We start from the raw sequence: 20,451 nt of genomic DNA, 5'->3' as shown, positions 1-20,451 counted from the left end.
TATTTGATATGAAAAAGATATTTAAACTGACTATAATCGCTGCTGTTTGTGTGCTTACTTCAGTAGGTTGCAGAAAGAATTTCGATGTGATCAATACAGATCCTTCTACCTATAACCCAGGAAACTTTGACCCTAACTTTGTACTGACCAGCGCCCAGCTTGGGTATTCTGGAAGTATAGATTTCAGTTACGATACCTGGCGTGCAAATTTAATCTATTGTTCCACCATGATGCAGGGCATGTCTTCTGTAATTGGTTACTGGGCAGGAGATAAGTACATCCTGAATGCAGGGTATACTGCCGCTTACTGGGGTTTTAAAGGCGAAAACCCAACAGGTGGTGACGGTGCTTATGCAGAACAGGTAAGGCCGATTGTGGATGTGGTTAAATCTACGAAAGACAAACCTCAATATGCTAATTTACACCAGATTGCTCGTATCATGAGGGCTTTAGTGTTTCAGCGAATCACCGATTTATATGGTGATGTTCCTTATTCTCAGGCAGGGATTGGTTATTACGATAAAACCTATTTCCCGGTATATGACAAACAACAGGCAATTTATGCCGATTTGTTGAAAGAAGTGAGTGAAGCAACAGCTGCTTTAGATCCTGCTAAAGACAGACCAAGCGGTGACGTGTATTACAACGGTGATATTAATAAGTGGAAACGCTTTGGAAATACTTTGCTGTTAAGAATCGCGATGCGTTTGAGTAAAGTTGATCCGGCAACGGCACAAACTTGGGTTCAAAAGGTGGTGGGTAATACCATGACCAGTAATGACGACAATGCTTTCCTGATGGGAGACGAAAAAGGGGATAGGATTACGATCAATAGAAACAGCCAGATTTTAACAGGTGGCGGTGGACAGGAGAACTATTATACCAGGTGGTCAAAAACATTTATTGATTATTTGAAAAGCACAAATGATCCACGTCTGGGTAAAATTGCAGTGACGAATTTATACGTGAATGATGCGACTAAAGATCAAAATCCAGCAGCGAATGCCGATCCAGCAGTACAAAAAGGAATGCCAAATGGCAAGGATTTAAGTCTGGTGCCAAATCTGGGGATTTCTTTTGATCCAAGTTTTACGACTTTCACGGCTTACTCATCACCTAGTCCGGCGCTGATTAAGAAAAGTGGACCAACATTCGTATTGACTTATGCAGAATCTGAGTTGCTGCTTGCTGATGCAGCACAGCGTTTCGGAATTGCTGGAAGTGCTGCTGATCATTACCGCAAAGGGGTAGTGGCTGCAATGACCTACCTATCGCAGTATGATGCAGCTGCGGGTGTTCCTGAGGCTACAGCAAACGCTTATGTAGATGCTAATCCATACAATTCAGTGAATGGATTAAACATGATCAATACACAGTATTGGGTACTAACCAATTCAAAACTGGATTTCTATGAGTCCTGGTCTAACTGGAGAAGAACAGGTTTCCCTGTATTGACACCAGTAGTTTATCCTGGAAATTCTACAAATGGGACCATTCCAAGACGCTTCCCTTATCCTATTGATGAGGCTGGTTTCAACACGGCTAATTATAATGCCGCGGTGGCTTCGATTCCTGGAGGAGATGTACTAACTTCCAGAGTATGGTGGGATAAGCAATAAATAAACTAATGACGCTCTCTTTTAATAAATAAATCAAATCCCCTGCTTCGGCGGGGATTTTTTATTTTAGCCCCTGGTCAATCTCCTGGGAGCGCTTTATCACCCGCTTAAATACCTTATGAAAAAGCCTTTAAAAAGGAAAACGGGAGCAAGTCCTCCGACTTACCCCCGTTTAAATTAACGCTCTCAAGGACAAATGTAGAAATAATTCTAATTTTAGAAAATAGGAATTTAAATTATTGAATTGAGATTACAATTTGAGGACGAGGTATATAGCGTGTAAGGTGTCTCAAAATAGTAAAATCCCTGATTAAAGCCCAAAAACATGGTTTCGACAAAAAACTGAACTTTATAACAAATGCATAATTTTTTTTAGTCTTTTCATTTGGATTAAATCTAGATAATAACAACCTTTGCATATCAACAAGGTTTAATACATGCAAAAGACAGCTATAGCATCTCCAATCCATTTTGAAGAAGTATTTAGTACCACTAAAGGTTCCATCTATCAGTCAGACAGTGAAAACTGCTGGTATATCGACTTTGCCGGAAAACTTGCCCGTTTTGATTACCGTAACCTGTTGAAATTACAAAAAGCAGTTTATAAGATCGATATTGAAAACATCTTATTAACAAGCGATAAATCTGCAGACGTAGAGATCATCTTCATCTGTGCTTGTGATCATTGCTATGTATTGTCCTTAATTCAGATCATTGCTTTAAAGGAATTACTGCAGGGAACTTTTGTGATGCTGGAACTGAACCACATCATCCAGGACCGTCTTTTTAGGCTACCTGCCTGATCTAATTAGAATTAGAATCTTTCCATATTGCTTTTAAATGCAGTATTGTTCATTTTTAGCCTTATTTTTGTTTCAACAATAGGAATTAAATCTACAATATTATGAAAGATATCATGCGCGTAAAAAGTCTAATCTCTACAGATATAGAGACACTTTTAAACCAACAGATTAAAAAAGAAGCCCTTTCCTCTTCCATTTATCTTTCAATGGCATCTTGGTGTGCCCGTAATGGATACGACAATTCAGCTGATTATTTCTTTAAACAAGCTGAAGAAGAAAGAATGCACCAGTTAAAATTTTACAAATACGTTCTTGATATGGGCGGAATGGCAGTTTCACCTGAAGTAACCAATATCAAGTTAGAATATAACTCTTTCCGTGAAGTGTTTGAAGAAGCATTAGAGCAGGAAATCAGCGTAACACAATCGATTAAAAACATCGCTGCACGTTGTCATAAAGAACAAGACTATGTAACTCTAGAGTTCTTAAACTGGTTCTTCAAAGAACAACGTGAAGAAGAATTTAAAGCGAGACGTGCAGTTGAATTGTTCGACGTAATTGGTGAAGAAGGAACTGGAAGATGGCAGATCGACAAAAACGTTGGTCAGATCGTTTACAACGAAGGATAATCCATAGAGATTAGCTTCAAAATAAATTTATAAAGCACATGCAGATGTTAAAACATCACATGTGCTTTTTTTGTTGTCAATTAAAACCAGGGGGATGTCAAAGAAGGGAAAAGATAAGAAAAAGGATAAGCACGATAAAAAATCCAAGCTGAAAAAGGAATGCTGCGAGAAATACCTGAGAGGGAAACGCTGCAAGAATTGTCCTAACGGATAAAATGTCTGTTTTTGGAAGGATGACCTAGTCAATAGGTGCCTCCTTATTTGCTTCAATATATTCAGATGGAGTTTTTGAAAAATGCTTCTTAAACTCCCTGCTGAAATACTTACGGTCTGCAAAGCCGACCATGTAGCCCACTTCATACACCGTATACTGCTTTTGTAAAAGTAGCTGGGCTGCCTTTTTCAATCGGATGGACTTGGCAAAATCATTCACCGATAAATCAGTCAGTGCTTTTAGTTTTTTATACAACACCGATTGGCTCATGCCTATTTTCTCGGCCATCAGGTCTACCCCAAAATCTTCCTGCTCCATGTGAGACTCAATAATCCCGATCAATCTGGATAAAAACCGCTCATCTATAGGATCTACGATCAATTCATTCGGCTCTAGCACCAACTCCTTACTGTATTTTTTACGCATCAGTTCTCTTGCCTTTAAAAGGTTGCGCACTTGCAGCTGTAAAATCTTAGGACTGAAAGGTTTGCTCAGGTACAGATCTGCACCCTGTGTAAGTCCGCGGATTTGATCAGTTTGGCCGCTTTTAGCAGTCAATAAGACCACAGGGATGTGACTAGTCCGCTCGTCAGTTTTTAATTGCTGACAGAGCATTAATCCGTCCATCTCGGGCATCATGACATCGCTGATGATCAGGTCTGGGATTTCCTCTACTGCAGCTTCCCATCCTAACCTGCCATTTTCCGTTAAGATTACCTGATAATCGGCTTCCAGCGATTCTTTAATCAGCAGGCGCAGCTCTGGATTGTCTTCCACCACAAGAACGGATGCTCTCTTCTGCTGAGCCTGTTCAAGATCAGTAACAGAAGATGGCCCTTCTGCAGGCTTAAGAGGAATTGTGCTGCGGGTTGCTGAAAAGATAGGCTCTGGTACTGGAAGCTCCAGTTGAGATTTTAACTGCTGTGCCTTAAAATGGGTATTTCCTAATAATAGGGTGATGCTAAAGCTGGTATTCCCTGCTTTCTTTTCTTCTCCTGGAGCACTGCTGACCTCAATATGGCCATGATGCAATTCAATGATATGTTTCGATAAGGCCAAGCCAATTCCATATCCGGTATTCTGTATGCTATGGTCATCTACCTGGAAATAATTTTCAAATAGCTGCTCCAAGTATTGTGCAGCTATTCCTCTGCCGGTATCTGTAACGCTGACATTTAGAGAACTTGCATGCTGTTTGATATCAATGGAAATTCGACCACCTTCAGGCGTGAATTTAAAGGCATTGGAAAGAAGGTTAAAAAAGACTTTTTCCAATTGTTCTTTATCAAAGTAAAGCAAGGGGATGCCTTCATCATAGCGAAGTCTGAAATCAATATTCTTTTTGCTGGAGAATTCTTCAAAGCTGCCAAAGATCTCCTTTATAAAAGCGACAAAGTCGTAAGCAGCCACTCTTAGTTTTAGATTTTTAGTTTCTGCTTTCCTGAAATCCATCAGTTCACTTACCAGTTTTAACAGGCGATCCGCATTTTTTTTTACTTGATTTAACTGTTGCTTCATTAACCCATCCTGCTGCTGTCCTTCTTGCAGTTTCTCTATAGGCGCCATAATTAGGGTAAGGTGTGTACGGATTTCATGAGAGATATTGGTAAAGAAGTTGAGCTTGATCTGGTGTAGCTCTTCGTCTTTGAGTAATAAACCGCGCAGGTAAAAGAATCGGGTAATAAAAAACAGCATGATGCCAAAGATGCTGACATAGCTGAGGTAAGCCCACCAGCTCTTCCAGAATGGTGGAAGGATTTTGATCTTCATGCTGACAGGGGCGCTCCAGATTCCGTCATTATTAGCACCTTTAACCCATAAAGTATACGTTCCAGAGGCCAGGTTGGTATAAGTTGCTGCGGGGATATTGCTTTCCACCCAGCCACCATTAACGCCCTCCAGGCGGTAAGCATATTTGTTTTTTTCAGATTTAATGTAATTCAGTAGCGCAAATTCAATTGTAAATATATTTTTATAATAGGGAAAGATGAGTTGATCGGTAAAACTGATGTCCTGCTGGAGGATCCCATCGGCTGAATTGATTTTTACAGGTTCATTAAAAAGTTTTAACGCAGTAAAGATTAATGGGGCAGGATAATTGTTTCTCTCTATCTCTTTTGGGGAAAAATAACTCAGGCCATTAAAACCACCAAAATAAAGGTCCCCGTTTTTAGCTTTAAAAAAGGAATTGTAGTTGAATTCATCCCCTGCAAGGCCATCACTTGTCGTATAAGTCAGGAAGACCCCTGATTGCGGATTAAACTTCGCTAAGCCATTAGAAGTACTGATCCAAAGGAAATGAGCATCATCTTCCAGTATGCCTACCACATTGTTATTGGGCAGGCCATGTTTTGTGGTATAGGTTTTCACAAACTCTTTCTTTTTGGAATCGTACTTGCTGAGCCCCCCATAATAAAGTCCTACCCAGATATTTCCCTGATCATCTTCCTGAATGCAATTGATATAGTTGGCATTATTGTTCACGCTGTTACTTCCTTTAGGCAGGTTGAAGGATTGTAGCTGCTGCTGATCTGCAGAGAGTAGGAACAAACCTTTTGTGGTCGCTATCCAGATGTTTTGCTGCGTATCTTCGAACAACACCTTGACGTTATTGTTTTTGATGTCTTGTAAGGCCGGGATTTCCGGATAGGGCTTTAGCAGGTCTCCTTCTTTCGTGAAAATACGGATGCCAGTCTGACTGCCTGTCCAGAATACGCCATTATGGTCTTCCAGCAGGGCCACCATTTCAGAGCGCGTGATCTTAGCATTATCCCCACTGATAAAGAAACGTTGGAAGCTGCTGGTATGGTTGTCAAAACGATTTAAGCCTCCACCATGTGTGCCAACCCAAATGTCGCCAGCCTTATCCTTGTAAATCACTTTCACCAAATCTGAGCCCAGGCTTCTTGGATCGGAGGCTTTTAGCTTATAAGTGGTAAACTGCTGCGTCCGCTGGTCCAGATGGTTTAATCCGCCGCCTTCTGTTCCTATCCAGAGGTGGTCATCTTTATCTGCAATAATAGAGCTCACTACATTGTGACTGATGCCTTTCAATTTTTCATTGTACTGGATGGTTTTGAAATTCGTAGCATGTGCATAAGTCACATTTACACCCCCATAATAAGTACCGATCCAAAGAGAACCGTTGATGTCTTCAAATATGCTGTAGATAGAATTTTGGTTTAAACTGCGGTCAAACGATTTTAGATGCTGATAGGTTTTGAATTGCTTGCTCAGTGGATCTAATATACTCAGCCCTTCCTGTGTCCCAATAGCTAGTTTTCCATCTTTGTTCTTTGCCATTCGACGGATGGAATTGTGCACTAAACTATTTTTGTTACCCTCTTCATGTACAAACTTCCTAAAGGTATTTGTGCTGGGCTGGAAAAGATTAATGCCAGCACTTTCCGTGGCTACCCATAGATTATGCTGGTTGTCTTCCGTAATGGCGGTAACGGAATTATCGCTTAGGCTATTTTCCTGTCCTTCTACATGACTGAAGTTCGCCAATTCTTTAATCTTTCCATTAAAGAGCAGCTTGCTGAGTCCGTAATTGGTACCTAGCCATAAGTATCCTTGCTGATCTTCAAAAATACTGAGCACCTCTGAATTGGCAATGCCGCTTTTAAGGCCTAGTTGATGAGCAGGGGTAAAGGTATTTGTTTTGCGGTCGGTCAATAAGTAAAGTCCTGTTCTGGCTGCAATCCAAAGGTTCCCTTTTCGGTCTTCATAAATTTCGTTGACTGGTGCATATCGCTTGTTGTCCTTGTTGCCATCTAAATAGATCCGTTCGAAAGTGTTTTTTTTCGGATTGAATCGGTTTAACCCATTTGCTGTGCCTACCCAAAGCACATTTTTTCTGTCACTCTGTAAAGCAGTAATGTAATCATCTGATAGGGTGCTGCTGTCAGACGCATTGCTTTTATACAATTGAAACTGATTGCCATCATAGCGGTTGAGCCCAAATCTGGATCCAAACCACATAAAGCCACGGCCATCCTGAGTAATGGCGAATATAGAGTTCTGAGACAGCCCGTTCTCTGTCTTCATGTGATTGAAATTTAACTCCTGTCCACTGCTGCATAGCTGCATAAGTAGCAGGAGTATGCCTATAATAGTCTGCTTTATCATACCCCTATAATAAATCTGTTTCAGTAAAATTTTATCCCTGTTAAAATTACAATTTCAACTGACATTAAGTTGGCCATTAATGCTTTATTGCCTGCCCCAGGTAAGTAAAATGGATTTTCCCCCCATAAACAATCGTTTTTCACCCCACTTTTTTTTGAATTGCCTACAACTTTACGAGAAACCAAATAGCTGTTGTCTCCCAGGCAACAAACAAACCAAAAAACCAATTATGATGAAACCTTACTTAAAAGTAAAGGGTATGAATGGGGGTAGGAAGTCTCTTTTTAAGTGGCTGATGATGCTCCTGTTTTTCCCGCTTTCTTTATCCGCTCAGAACCATAAGGGCAGTAAAGGAAACAACAGTACAATTGAAACCCCTGGTTTACTCAAGGGGAAAATTACCAGCATTTATGGCGAACCACTTTTCGGCGTATCCGTAAAGAATAAGACGGTTGGAACGGACGTGATTTCAGGAAAGAATGGTGATTATGCGCTTTTGATTGATTCAGGAGAAGTGGTTGTTTTTTCTTTAAAAGGATACCTTATTCATGAACAAGTCGTAACCGGGAATAAATTGAACATGGTACTGACTGAATCTGAAAAACCACAAACCGTAGTTCAGCGACTTTATGATACTCAGAAAAAGTCGACCAGCATCTTATCCACCGAAAGTGTATATACTAAAGACCTGCTCAGCTCTCCTGTAACGGCATTAAACAATGCATTGTCAGGAAGGCTTTCTGGCTTATCAACACTTCAATCTACTGGAATTCCAGGCTTGGATGCTGCGGGATATGCATTAAGAGGACAGGATCCAACTATAATAGTAAATGGAATTCCCAGAGACCTGATTTCCATTGATTTTGAGCAAATAGAATCGGTAACGGTGCTTAAAGATGCATTGGCGACGGGTATGCTGGGGCTGAGGGGTTCAGGTGGTGCCATTCTGATCACCACCAAGCAAGGAGAGGTCGGTAAGCAGAAGATCTCATTTACTGCTCAAACGGGGTTACAAAGTCCGGTTAAGCTGCCTAAAACATTAGATGCTTACAACTACGCGAATTTATATAATGAAGCTTTGTTGAATGATGGCAAAGCGCCTGTATATTCATCCGCTGATTTGGAAGCCTATAGAACAGGATCTGATCCGATGGGACATCCTAATGTAGATTGGTATAAAGAAATATTAAGGAACAATGCCCCGTTTACACGTTATAACCTGAATACTTCCGGTGGGGGAAATAATGCCAGGTATTTCCTGGATGTCGATTATCTGGATCAACAGGGTTTGCTAAAAACCTCCGAGAAGAACAGTTACAATACAAACGCTGATTTTAAAAGATACATCGTGCGTACCAATATTGATGTGGACCTGACAAAGAACCTGACGGTTAATTTAAACCTGTTTGGGCGTATTGAAAATGGAAATTCACCGGGGGCGAGAAATGTAATCTCTTTCAATGGACGCGATGTGAACCTGGGTGTAAATAGTATTTTCAATTCCCTGGCCAGTACCCCTAATGGTGCTTATCCGATGCTGAACCCAGATGGTTCTTTAGGAGGAAATAAAGACTTTCAGAATAACATTTATGGACAGAGCACACAATCTGGTTATACGCTAAGCTATGGCAGGGAGATGTCGGCAGATGTTTCATTTAAGCGAACATTGGATGATGTCACTAAAGGATTATGGTTAAAAGGTCTGGTTTCTTTTAATACCAATCTTTCGGAAGTGACCTCCAGAGGTAAAACATTTGCAGTTTATCAAGGGCAAAATGGCCCATCTGGAATAACTTATCAGCGTTTTGGTACGGATGGAACGATTGTGGCAGGTACGAGCTTAAACACTTACCAGTATAAAAACTTCTATTCAGAGCTTTCAGCAGGGTACGATAGAACCTTTGGGAACCATCATGTGAAAGCCCTGGCAAATGCCAATATTCAGAACATATCTGTCTATAGCGACCTGCCTTTAACTTACCAGACGCTTGCTGGATCGGTAGCTTACGATTACAAGGAAAAATATCTTGCGGAGGTGGTTATGAGTTATAGCGGTTTAAATCGTTATCCCGACAACAAAAGATTCGGCCTTTTCCCGACTGCTGGTCTAGGCTGGAATATTGCTAAAGAAAGCTTTATCGCTGACCATGTGAAATGGTTAAATACCTTGAAACTTCGTGCTTCTTATGGCCGCACAGGTAATGCAAATGCGGGATACTTTGTCTATAACCAATATTTCGCAGATGGTGATGGTTATTATTTTGGGGCTGGCTCAGGAACGTTTGTGTATTCTGTTAGGGAGCAAACCCTCGCCAATCCTAATATTACCTGGGAAAAAGCAAATAAGCTGAACCTGGGTATAGACCTGAGCTTGTTTAATGATAAGCTAACGTTAACGACCGAATATTACCGAAATAAATACTTTGACTTGCTGCAGGTAAGAGGAAAAAATACGGCGATTATTGGAAATACTTATCCGCTTGAGAATATTGGAACCACCAATTATTCCGGGCTGGATTTTACGGCAAGTTACCGCAATCACCTCAACAACTTCAATTATTTTGTTTCTGGAAACCTAACGGCAAACAACAAAATCATCAAATATCAGGATGAAGTATTCCGTGAGTATGATTGGATGAAACGTACCGGACAGCGTACAGACCAGGTTTATGGTTATCAGGCAGATGGTTTTTACCAGAATGCAGCGGATATAGCAAACAGTCCAAAGACAGAGGGCTATAACCCTGTTCCCGGCGATATTAAGTACAAAGATCTGAATGGTGATGGTGTGATCAACCAATTCGATATAGAAGGTCTAAAAAATAATAAGGCGATTATTTATTATGGATTCTCTCTGGGTTTTGACTTTAAGGGCTTTGACTTCAGTGCGCTCATACAGGGAGCAACAAACCGGATGATCTATCTATCAGGCCCAACACAATGGGAATTCCAGAATGATGGAAAAGGACAGGCATTTGCGCATCATCTGGATCGTTGGACTCCTGAGACTGCTGCTACCGCTACTTATCCAAGACTTGCGGTTGGCAGTAATCCAAACAACCAGGCGACATCTTCTTTCTGGCTGCGTTCAGGAAATTACATGAGGCTGAAAAATATGGAAATCGGGTATACACTTCCACAAAGATTTGCGGCCAGGATTAAGCTGGCTTCCGTAAGATTTTTCGCCAATGGCATGAACCTGTTCACCATTTCGGATAACAAGGATATCGATCCTGAGGTTTACGGTACGGCATATCCTGCACTAAGAACGATCAATGTCGGTATTAACATTAAACTATAACCTTATGAAACATTTTATATACATCATATTTGGCGGAGTCCTGTGTTTAACCGCCTGTAAGAAAAGCAATATTGAACAGACGCCATTGGAGAAATGGACTAAAGACGTCATTTTTGACCCTACGGATTCATTAGGGAATTATGCTAAAAACTTCCTGAATGATACTTATGTACAGCTGCCTACCGGATTTAACCGCATAGGAACCACATTCGGTTCCATCAGTGCGAATGATATTTTAGATGCAGCTAGTGATGATGCCATTTCATCAAGAAATGCCAGCAATGTGGAGTCGTTTACCAATGGAAGAATCAGCAGTAATGCACCTGTAGATGATGCCTGGGCAAAGAACTACGTTGGAATCAGGAGGGTAAATTACTTTTTGGCAAACATTGGCATCGTGCCTTTTAAACAGTCTATGGTGGTAGAAAAGAACTACTGGATTGCAGAGAGTCGTTTTTTAAGAGCAATGTTCTACTTTGAATTGTTCAAACGTTACGGTGGAGTGCCTTTATTGGGAGATAGAATCCTTAACCTGGATGATGACCTTTCTTTGAGAAGAAACAGTCAGGATGAAGTGGCACAATATATCCTTTCGGAAATAGAAGCCGTTAAGGACAAGCTTAGACCTAATCCGATTCAGGATGCGGATATTGGCAGGGCTTCAAAAGCGGCAGCATTAGCTTTAAAGTCACGCCTGTTATTGTACCTGGCAAGTCCATTATACAATCCAGGGAATGCCCCTGCAAAATGGCAGGCTGCGGCAATAGCGGCCAAAGACCTGATGAGCCTGACTGCAACCCTAGGATTGGAAGCCAGCTTTCAGAGCATGTTTTTAAACCGTAAAAATAAAGAAGTGATCCTTGCTTTTCAACGGAATGTAGGAACAAGTGTAGAGGTGGATAATGCCCCAATTGGTTATACGGATGCAGTAGCTAGTAATGGATTAACCAGTCCGACGCAAGAGCTCGTTGATGCTTTTGGAATGAAAAACGGAAAAGCAATTACCGATCCTACCTCAGGTTACAATCCGAACAATCCTTATCTAAATCGTGACCCAAGATTTTATAGTACCATCTTTCATAATGGAATGATGTGGGTAAAGCGTGCAGTACAAACATTTGAGGGTGGACTAGACAAACCGGGAGGTATTGTGACCCAAACACGTACTGGTTATTACATGCGCAAATTTATGGCTGATTTTTCTAATGCCACTACCTATAGCAATCAGACGCATAACCCTGTGATCTTTAGATACGCAGAAACCCTGTTGAATTTCGCGGAAGCACAGAATGAATTCAGCGGACCCAACCCAGAAGTGATCAAAGCAGTGGAAGACATCAGACAGCGTGCCGGTCTTGTTCCTTTTGCCCTGCCTACTGGTCTTTCAAAAGAACAAATGCGCATCGCCATCAGAAATGAGAGAAGGCTGGAAATGGCTTTTGAAGAGCAGCGTTTCTGGGATATCAGAAGGTGGAAAATCGCCGAGCAGGTGCTAAATGGAAAATTGCATGGGATGAAAATCACGCAAACTGCTCCGGGAGTATTTACTTATGCCCCTTTTGAAGCATCAACAGTGAGCTTCAATGCCCTAAAGATGTACAGTTATCCGATTCCATATTCTGAAATCACCAAAAACACAAATTTAACCCAAAACCTAGGTTGGTAAGCCCTTCCGGTTCATACAAAATAAACAAAAACAGGTTATGCAAAGATTTATATATATCACACTTGCAATGGTTTTTTTCCTGCCAGGGCTCCTTTTGGCACAAACCAAAGTGATCAAAGGCTTGGTAAAGGAAAGCGGAGGGCCGCTTCCAGGAGCTACCGTTGTGGAGAAAGGGGTAGCCGGAAATGGTACCCAAACCGACAACGATGGCCGCTTTCAACTGACCTTAAAAGGTAGTAGTCAGACTATCGTGATCAAGAGTGTTGGTTTTATCAGCCAGGAAATAAACGTATCTAATAAGAAAGAAGTCACAGTTACCCTTGCCGTAGATGCGAAAGGACTGGAAGAACTCATCGTAGTGGGGTACGGTAAACAAAAGAAAATTACCAATACCGGTGCAGTAAGTTCAATTAATGGAGCAGAAATCAGACAAAATCCTACCGCCAGTGTGCAAAACACACTTGCTGGCCGTTTACCAGGTTTCTTTTCTCAGCAGAGATCCGGACAGCCGGGAAAAGATGGAGCAGATTTCTTTATTCGTGGGATGAGCAGCTATGCAGGTACTCAGCGCCCATTGATTATTGTAGATGATATTGAATACAGCTATTCGGATGTTTCACAATTGGATCCAAATGAAATTGAAAGTATCTCTATTTTGAAAGATGCTTCCACCACGGCAATTTATGGTGTAAAAGGAGCAAATGGGGTGATGGTGATTACGACCAGAAGAGGAGTTTCTGGCGCACCAGTGATCAACTTTAAAACAGAGCTTGGCTTACAGCAAAAAACTTTTACGCCTAAGTTCCTCGGCTCTTATGATGCAGCAATACTGACCAATCAGGCATTGCGCAACAGTGATCAGTCTTTGCGTTTCACGGATAAGGACATCCAGCTTTTTAAAGATGGTACCGATCCTTATGGGCATCCAGATGTAGATTGGTACAGTACGCTGATGAATCCTACGGCATTGATCTCTAGAAACAACCTGGACATCTCCGGAGGTACAGAAAGCGTAAAATATTTTGTTTCGATGGGCTACTTATGGCAAAATGGTGCTTTAAAAGATTTCAGCTCTAAAAGTGAAGTGAACAATACCCATTACTATAAACGTTATAATTTCCGTTCCAACTTAGATGTACAAGCGACGAAAACATTGAGCTTTAAGCTGGATATGACAGGTCGTTTTGGAGAAACAAATGACCCTATTACCAATAGCCCGAATGGGAATGGTCTGATTGGCGAGATTTACAGTTATAACTTTTTACCGCCATTTGCTTATGCAGTGTATAATCCTGATGGCAGTTACGCGACTGGTTCTAACCTGGGTGGCGTCAATATTGTGGGTCGTCTGGCCACACAAGGGTATAATAGGAGTTTCGACAATGACTTAAACATTACCTTTGGTGGTGTTCAAAAATTGGATATGCTCACTGAGGGATTGTCAGCGAAAGCTTTAATCTCTTACGCTAGTGCCCAAGTAAATAAAAGAGGTTTGGCAAGAACCAATACCAATTTTCCAATGTATTACTACAATCAGGAAACTGGTGTATACACGCCAAAAGATGCTACCGTATATCGGATTCCACCATATAACCTGACGCGTTCTGCAGGCGGTGCTTCCAGAACTACCAACGTTCAGGCTTCCTTAAATTATGACCGTAATTTTGGGGACCATAGGATATATGCCCTCGGACTGTATAATCAAAACAGTTACATTCAAAATGACAATGCGGTAACCGATTCCAGTATTCCAGCCAATTTTAGAGGGATGACAATGAGAACCGGTTATGATTATAAACAAAAGTATTTATTGGAGTTCAATGCCGCTTACAATGGAACGGATAAGTTTGTAGGAAAGAAACGCTATGGATGGTTCCCGGCTATATCCGGAGGATGGAACATTGCAGAAGAGTCTTTCTTTAAGAAGAAGGTTTCTTTTGTCAACTTGTTTAAAATCCGTGGTTCTTATGGTTTAGTAGGTTCAGATAATATTGGTGATGGTAAGTTTGTCTATGAACAGGTGTATACCAATGACGGCTCTTATTCATTCGGACAGCAGCACAACAATTACGCTGGCATCAAAGAAGGTACGTTAGGAAATGACAACGTGACCTGGGAAAAAGAGAATAAACTGGATATCGGTTTAGACGTTTCCATGTTCGAAGGAAAACTTTCCTTTACCGTGGATTATTTCAACAACAACAGGTATGATATTTTAACACCAAGAGCGAGTGTGCCCTTGATTATGGGGGTTGGATTGCCGCCGATGAACCTGGGGAAAGTGAATAACAAAGGATGGGACGGAGAGATCAATTACAGGAATAGCTTTAAAGGCCTGCAGTACTTCGCCAGAGGAACTTTCTCGTATGCGAAAAATAAGATTGTTTTTAGAGATGAAGCCAATCCGCGCTACCCTTGGTTAGCAAGAACCGGCCAGCCAATCGGACAAGGTTTTGGGTATATCTTTGATGGCTATTACCAGAGTCTGGAAGACATTGCCAATAGCCCTAAGCCAACGACGAGCATCAAACCCGGGGATTTAAAATATAAAGACCTGAATGGGGATGGAATTATTGATGCATTGGATCAGCGTGCCGTAGGTAATCCTAATTTACCAAGTACCACCATAGGATTAACCTTAGGTTTTACTTACAAAGGCATTAGCTTTAGTATGTTACTTCAGGGAGCTTATGATTATAGCATGTATTTTGCTTCTGAAGCGATTGAAGGACTAAGTGCTAATTTCCAGCCGATTCATCAGCAAGCATGGACACCAGAATTGGGCAATAATGCAAAATTCCCATTGCTAGGCACCAACAGCACAATTAGCCGCGCTAACGTATCCCTTTCAGACTTCTGGTTAGTGGATGCACGTTACCTACGTCTAAAAACGATGGAAATTGGCTATCAGCTGCCAACATCATGGGTAAAACCTATTGGCTTTAAAGGAATCAGGGTGTATACCAATGGATATAACCTATTAACCTGGACCAACGTGGATAAATTCTACCAGGCAGATCCAGAATCGGTGAATGCCTCTGGTGGAATTATCAATACCGGAGCGATTACCGCTTATCCAAATCAACGCATCTATAATTTCGGTGTTACTTTCTCATTATAACGAAAAAAATTCTCAAGACCATGAAGATAAAATTTATACACCTGGTGATGGCAGTATTTCTGCTGATGGCAGGGGCTTGTAAAAAAGGAGGCTTCCTTGATGCAAAACTGGCCAGCGACCTCAATGAAACCACTACTTTTACAGATAGTGTACGTACAATTGCTTTTTTAACCAGACTTTACACGAATGTCGGATTTAACTTTGATGCCAATAGGTGGGAAGGTGGAGGACATCCGGTGCTGGCAGATGAAGCGATTCCTGTTCGCTATACAGGGCCACAAAATGATGCCATTCTAATGGCCAGTGGTGCACTTTCGCCCTCCAGTACTAACGTATCAAAACAAGCTGAAGTACTCAACAACTGGAAATTGCCATGGGAGAATATCCGTAGGGCAAATGTATTCCTGAGCAATGTAGATCGCAGTCCTCTGAGTGCCGGTTTAAAGAAAAAACTGAAAGCAGAAACCCGTTTTTTACGCGCCTGGTATTATTTCCAGCTGGTAAAAGTATATGGAGGCGTGCCTTTGATTGGTGATGTAAATTATGGAATTGCAGATAATATTGATTTGCCACGCTCCAGTTACAGCGACTGTGTCGATTATATCGTGAACGAATGTAATGCGGCAGCAGCGGATTTACCAGACTTCGATACGCAGCTGCAGCAAGATTATGGGCGCGCTACAAAAGGTGCCTGCATGGGGCTTAAATCAAGAATGTTATTATACGCAGCAAGTCCATTGTTTAATGGGGAAGGAATTGCAGCAGATGCAGCATTGAAAAGTATTGCTGGTTATGCAAACATAGATCCGGAACGTTGGAATAAAGCAGCACAGGCCGCTAAAGAAATCATCAATTCTGGTACTTATGTTTTAAGAGAAGATAATGTTACGCGTAGAGGATATGGTTTTTACAGTGTGTTTTTAACCCGTTACAACAGAGAATATTTGTTCGGAGCAATGAAAGCTCCCAACAGAGAATATGAAAATAACTTGTTGCCAACTTCCAGAGCAGGCAGTGGAAAATCCAGTGCGCCAACACAGCAATTGGTAGATGCTTTTGGAATGGAAAATGGATTGCCGATTACCGATCCTGCTTCCGGATACAACCCTAATGATCCTTATGTGAAACGTGACCCTCGCTTTGGAAACAGTATCATTTACAATGGCGCCACGTTTTTCCTGACAAGCAGCAATGCAATGGTGGCGGTAAATACATTTGTAGGCGCCAGTCCCGATGGTCCGGCAGCAACAGGACCAATTGCGATTCCAGGATACTACTGGAGAAAGATGATGGTAGAAGATGGTGGTGGTAATACCGACCGTTGTTATCCATTGATCAGATACGCCGAAATTCTGTTGAATTATGCAGAAGCACTGAATGAATATCAAGGGCCAACCAGCGAGGTGTATGCTACCCTGATTCAAATTAGAAAACGTGCAGGGATTTTACCAGGTTTAGATGATAATTATGGCCTTAAATCAGGAATCAGCAAAGCAGAGATGCGTCTGGTGATTCAGAATGAGCGCAGGGTAGAATTGGCATTGGAAGAACACCGTGTTTGGGATGTGAGAAGATGGAAAATTGCAGAGGTCACCGATAATGTCATGCTTAAAGGAATGAAAATTACTAAAACAGGAAATGCGCTGACTTATGAAGTGATAGATATTAAACCGCATTTTTTCCGACCTGCATTTTATCTATTCCCAATTCCAGAATCAGAAATGGCCAAGTCGCCAAAGTTTGTGCAAAATCCGGGCTGGTAGGCGTTCTTCAAAAGAGACGAAGGTTCTTCGTCTCTTTTAAGTACTTTAACGGCAATAAATTTAATTTAAAATAAAGAGATCGGTGATCTGTTATACAAAGTAGATGATGAGAGATAAATTCCTGTTTTCATGTTTGATAGCTGTGTTCTTTTTTGCTGGAGTAAGCTCCACAACAAAAGCTCAGAATTTGATCAGCAAGAGTAAGTATTATGTGGATAGTGAGTATGGTAATGATGACTATTCCGGAAAGTCACAAAAATTAGCCTGGAAATCATTACGTAAAGTAAATACACAAACGTTTACCCCTGGTGATCGTGTTGCTTTTAAAAGAGGTGGCAAATGGAAAGGGCAATTGCTGCCTCAGGGTTCCGGAACGAAGGAAAGCCCGATTGTTTTTACTGCTTATGGGAAAGGTGACCTACCGGCTATCGCTGCGGAAGGTCAGTTTAAAGATGCTATACTGTTAAAGAATATCAGCAATATTGCATTGGAAAATTTAGACATCTCTAATTATGATGCTTCAGTCAAAGCGCAGAAAACAGGTCCTACAGGGGTCCGTATTCTTGCCGAAAATATTGGGACGATCAGTAACATCCGACTTTCTAATCTGTATGTGCATGACATTAATGGAGACAATAAAAAGGGAAGCAATGAAGGAAACGGAATTTTCTGGGATTGTCAGGGACCAAAACCGAGTAATATTGAAAACCTGCTGATCGAAAATTGTAAAGTGGTTAAAGTGGATAGAAACGGAATTCGTGGGAATGGAACTTTTGCCTTTCGTGACCAATGGTTTCCAAATAAAAATTTAATCATTCGCGGCTGTACCCTGGAAGATATTGGCGGAGACGGGATTGTTGTCAAAGCATTTGATGGTTCTTTAATAGAGCACAATAAGTTGTTTCATATCAGAACCCGTGCTAAAGACAATGCAGTTGGTATTTGGCCGCATAGCAGCGATAATACCATCATTCAATACAATGAAGTCGCTTTTACGAAAAACCTGGATTGGTCTAATGATGGGCAATCATTTGACATCGATGGGAATTGCAATAATACCATTATTCAGAACAACTATAGCCATGACAATGATGGTGGCTTTATGCTGGTAATTTCGGATGCGATTAATGCGAAAAGTAAAATGACCACCAATAGCATCATCAGGAATAACCTGAGTATAAACGATGGCAATAAACGCAAACGTCTGTTCAATTTTGCTTTAGTCACAGATGATACTCAAATCAGCAATAATATTTTTTACAATAGTGGACAGGATTCTGTGAGAATGGAACTGATAGACATCGAACATGGTGTCCCTAAAAACGTGGTGCTGGAAGGTAATATTTTCGCATATCAAGGATTAGCGACAGGGGTTTTCGCCAAATCTGCAAAACAATATGCCGTCCTAACCTGGACAGGTAACGTGTTCAAAGGAAATATTTCTGGAAAAGATCAACTACTAAATGTTAAACAAGAGCCTGTAATAAAGAAAAAGAACTTGAAGGAATTTCCCTGGAGTTTCATAAAGGTGTTGAATCTTGAAAAAATGCTCTGATTTATTATATTTAAACTATATATGGATATTTAGATAATCAAACAATCATCCCTAAACCAATTTTATGAGAACCAAAACTTTAACACTTTGCCTATTACTGGCAACTAGCCTCTTTGCGTGCAAGAAATCTCAAGTGGCAACAGACGTAACTGCGTTAGAAGTTAGCACAGACACGGTATACACCAGTCCGCAGTCGCGTAATCTGAACCTTGTTTATTTTGTGCCCAACGACCTTGATACGCTTCCTGCGTATGAAAAGCGTTTAAGTGAGCTAATGCTATGGACACAGAACTACATGAAACAGGAAATGCTGCGCAACGGATATCCAAATAAAACATTTGGAATGTTTGCCGATCTGAACATTAACCGCGTAAAAATTACCACCATCAGAGGTACAAAACCAAAAAGTGATTACTCCTATTCTAATGGTGTTGGAAATGTACAGGCGGAGATTAACGCCTACTTTACCGCGCATCCCACAGAAAAAACAAGTGACCATACACTGGTGATCTTACCGCGATATAGTTTCAGGCCAGATGGAACGCCTGATGGCGGGCCGTTCTTTGGTTTGGGAAGATGGTGCTTCGCATTAGATTATGAAGGATTAGATATCAAAAATCTTGGAAAAACTGATACTGAAGGCAATCGTTTCAGTGTTTGGTTCGGCGGATTGGTACATGAGCTGGGCCATGGATTGAACCTACCGCACAATTGCCAGAAAGTTTCTGAAAATGCAACACTTGGTATGGCTTTAATGTGGGCAGGAAATGGGACGCTAGGGAAATCAAATACCTTCCTGACTGCTACAGATTGTGCCATTCTAAATGTCAACCAGATTTTTAACAACGAGAGTAAAACTTATTACGGGGCTGTGAATGCCAGGGTAACCAGGATTCACGCGGATTATTCGACCACAAAATCAGCTATTGTACTTTCCGGTAGATTTACCAGTGATACGAAAGTAAACAGCATCGTGTATTACAATGATCCGAATGTAAATAATGAAGGGGTAGGTGCAAACAAAGATTATAATGCGGTAACCTGGGAATCTAAAGCGATTGGAACAGACAGCTTTTATGTAGAAATGCCAATTGCTGATTTTAAATATAAAGACGCTAGTCCTTATGAATTGCGCTTAAAATTAGTCCACGATAATGGAACAGTCACACAGAATAGCTATGCCTATAAATTTGTGAACGCTTTACCAGTTCTGGAATTCAGTACTAAAAATGAAATCAGTAAAGCAGGCTGGTCTATAGCCGCTTTCAGCTCCCAGCAAACTACTGCTGTTGCAGCAAATGTGATCGACAACAACTTATCAACCGGATGGCATAGCCAATGGTCTGTAGCACCGGCAGCAAGTTACCCGCATTTTATTACGGTAGATCTGGGACAGCTTAAAACCCTGGATGGCTTTACTATTTTAAATGGCGATAGACGCGCGATTAAGGACGTAGATATCTTATACAGTACAGACGGCATCAATTTCAGCCTGGCCTCCACCTTACAAATCCCTAAACTAGGGTCGATTCAAAACTTTGCTTTTCAAGCACCATTGAGCTTCAGATATTTTAAAATCCTGGCGAAATCAAGCTGGGATGGCGAACAATTCGCACAATTTGCCGAGTTAGGCTTCTATAAAAATTAAC

General features: G+C 41.2%; 10 protein-coding genes. 9 read left to right on the top strand and 1 reads right to left on the bottom strand.

The annotated features are described in order from the left end of the window. The first annotated feature begins 8 nt into the window (after positions 1-8). The 3 genes from AQ505_RS23005 to AQ505_RS22995 all read left to right on the top strand — a co-directional run bounded on the left by AQ505_RS23005 (position 9) and on the right by AQ505_RS22995 (position 3,051). Positions 9-1,619, top strand: a complete 1,611-nt coding sequence (locus AQ505_RS23005) for a SusD/RagB family nutrient-binding outer membrane lipoprotein (protein WP_157262539.1) — start codon at positions 9-11, stop codon at positions 1,617-1,619. A 437-nt stretch (positions 1,620-2,056) separates the two neighbouring features. Continuing rightward, positions 2,057-2,422, top strand: a complete 366-nt coding sequence (locus AQ505_RS23000; protein WP_062550328.1) for a hypothetical protein — start codon at positions 2,057-2,059, stop codon at positions 2,420-2,422. A gap of 101 nt (positions 2,423-2,523) precedes the next feature. Next, a complete protein-coding gene (locus AQ505_RS22995) occupies positions 2,524-3,051 on the top strand; it encodes a ferritin (protein WP_062550327.1) in 528 nt (175 codons plus the stop codon). 238 nt (positions 3,052-3,289) lie between these two features. Here AQ505_RS22995 and AQ505_RS22990 read toward each other — a convergent pair whose 3' ends face one another. Then, on the bottom strand, positions 3,290-7,315 hold the full coding sequence (locus AQ505_RS22990) for a hybrid sensor histidine kinase/response regulator transcription factor (protein WP_197286258.1): 4,026 nt from the start codon (positions 7,313-7,315) through the stop codon (positions 3,290-3,292). 160 nt (positions 7,316-7,475) lie between these two features. On the opposite strand from AQ505_RS22990, the gene AQ505_RS22985 reads away from it, so the two are divergent. The 6 genes from AQ505_RS22985 to AQ505_RS22960 all read left to right on the top strand — a co-directional run bounded on the left by AQ505_RS22985 (position 7,476) and on the right by AQ505_RS22960 (position 20,450). Beyond that, positions 7,476-10,697 carry a SusC/RagA family TonB-linked outer membrane protein gene (locus tag AQ505_RS22985; RefSeq protein WP_082461689.1) on the top strand — a complete coding sequence of 1,074 codons (3,222 nt, stop codon included), beginning with the start codon at positions 7,476-7,478 and terminating at the stop codon, positions 10,695-10,697. 4 nt (positions 10,698-10,701) lie between these two features. Beyond that, positions 10,702-12,363 carry a RagB/SusD family nutrient uptake outer membrane protein gene (locus AQ505_RS22980; protein ID WP_082461911.1) on the top strand — a complete coding sequence of 554 codons (1,662 nt, stop codon included), beginning with the start codon at positions 10,702-10,704 and terminating at the stop codon, positions 12,361-12,363. 37 nt (positions 12,364-12,400) lie between these two features. Continuing rightward, the gene (locus AQ505_RS22975) at positions 12,401-15,484 is read left to right on the top strand and encodes a SusC/RagA family TonB-linked outer membrane protein (protein ID WP_062550323.1); all 3,084 of its coding nucleotides are present in this window, start codon (positions 12,401-12,403) and stop codon (positions 15,482-15,484) included. Between the two features lie 20 nt (positions 15,485-15,504). Continuing rightward, a complete protein-coding gene (locus AQ505_RS22970) occupies positions 15,505-17,247 on the top strand; it encodes a RagB/SusD family nutrient uptake outer membrane protein (RefSeq protein WP_062550322.1) in 1,743 nt (580 codons plus the stop codon). A gap of 103 nt (positions 17,248-17,350) precedes the next feature. Next, a complete protein-coding gene (locus AQ505_RS22965) occupies positions 17,351-18,802 on the top strand; it encodes a right-handed parallel beta-helix repeat-containing protein (protein WP_062550321.1) in 1,452 nt (483 codons plus the stop codon). A 64-nt stretch (positions 18,803-18,866) separates the two neighbouring features. Then, on the top strand, positions 18,867-20,450 hold the full coding sequence (locus tag AQ505_RS22960; protein WP_082461688.1) for a discoidin domain-containing protein: 1,584 nt from the start codon (positions 18,867-18,869) through the stop codon (positions 20,448-20,450). Position 20,451 lies beyond the last annotated feature (1 nt).

Origin of the sequence: Pedobacter sp. PACM 27299, from assembly GCF_001412655.1 — a bacterium.
GTDB lineage: Bacteria > Bacteroidota > Bacteroidia > Sphingobacteriales > Sphingobacteriaceae > Pedobacter.
The sequence above is the reverse complement of the archived record's forward strand: the minus strand, read 5'-3'. Positions and strand labels throughout refer to the sequence as shown.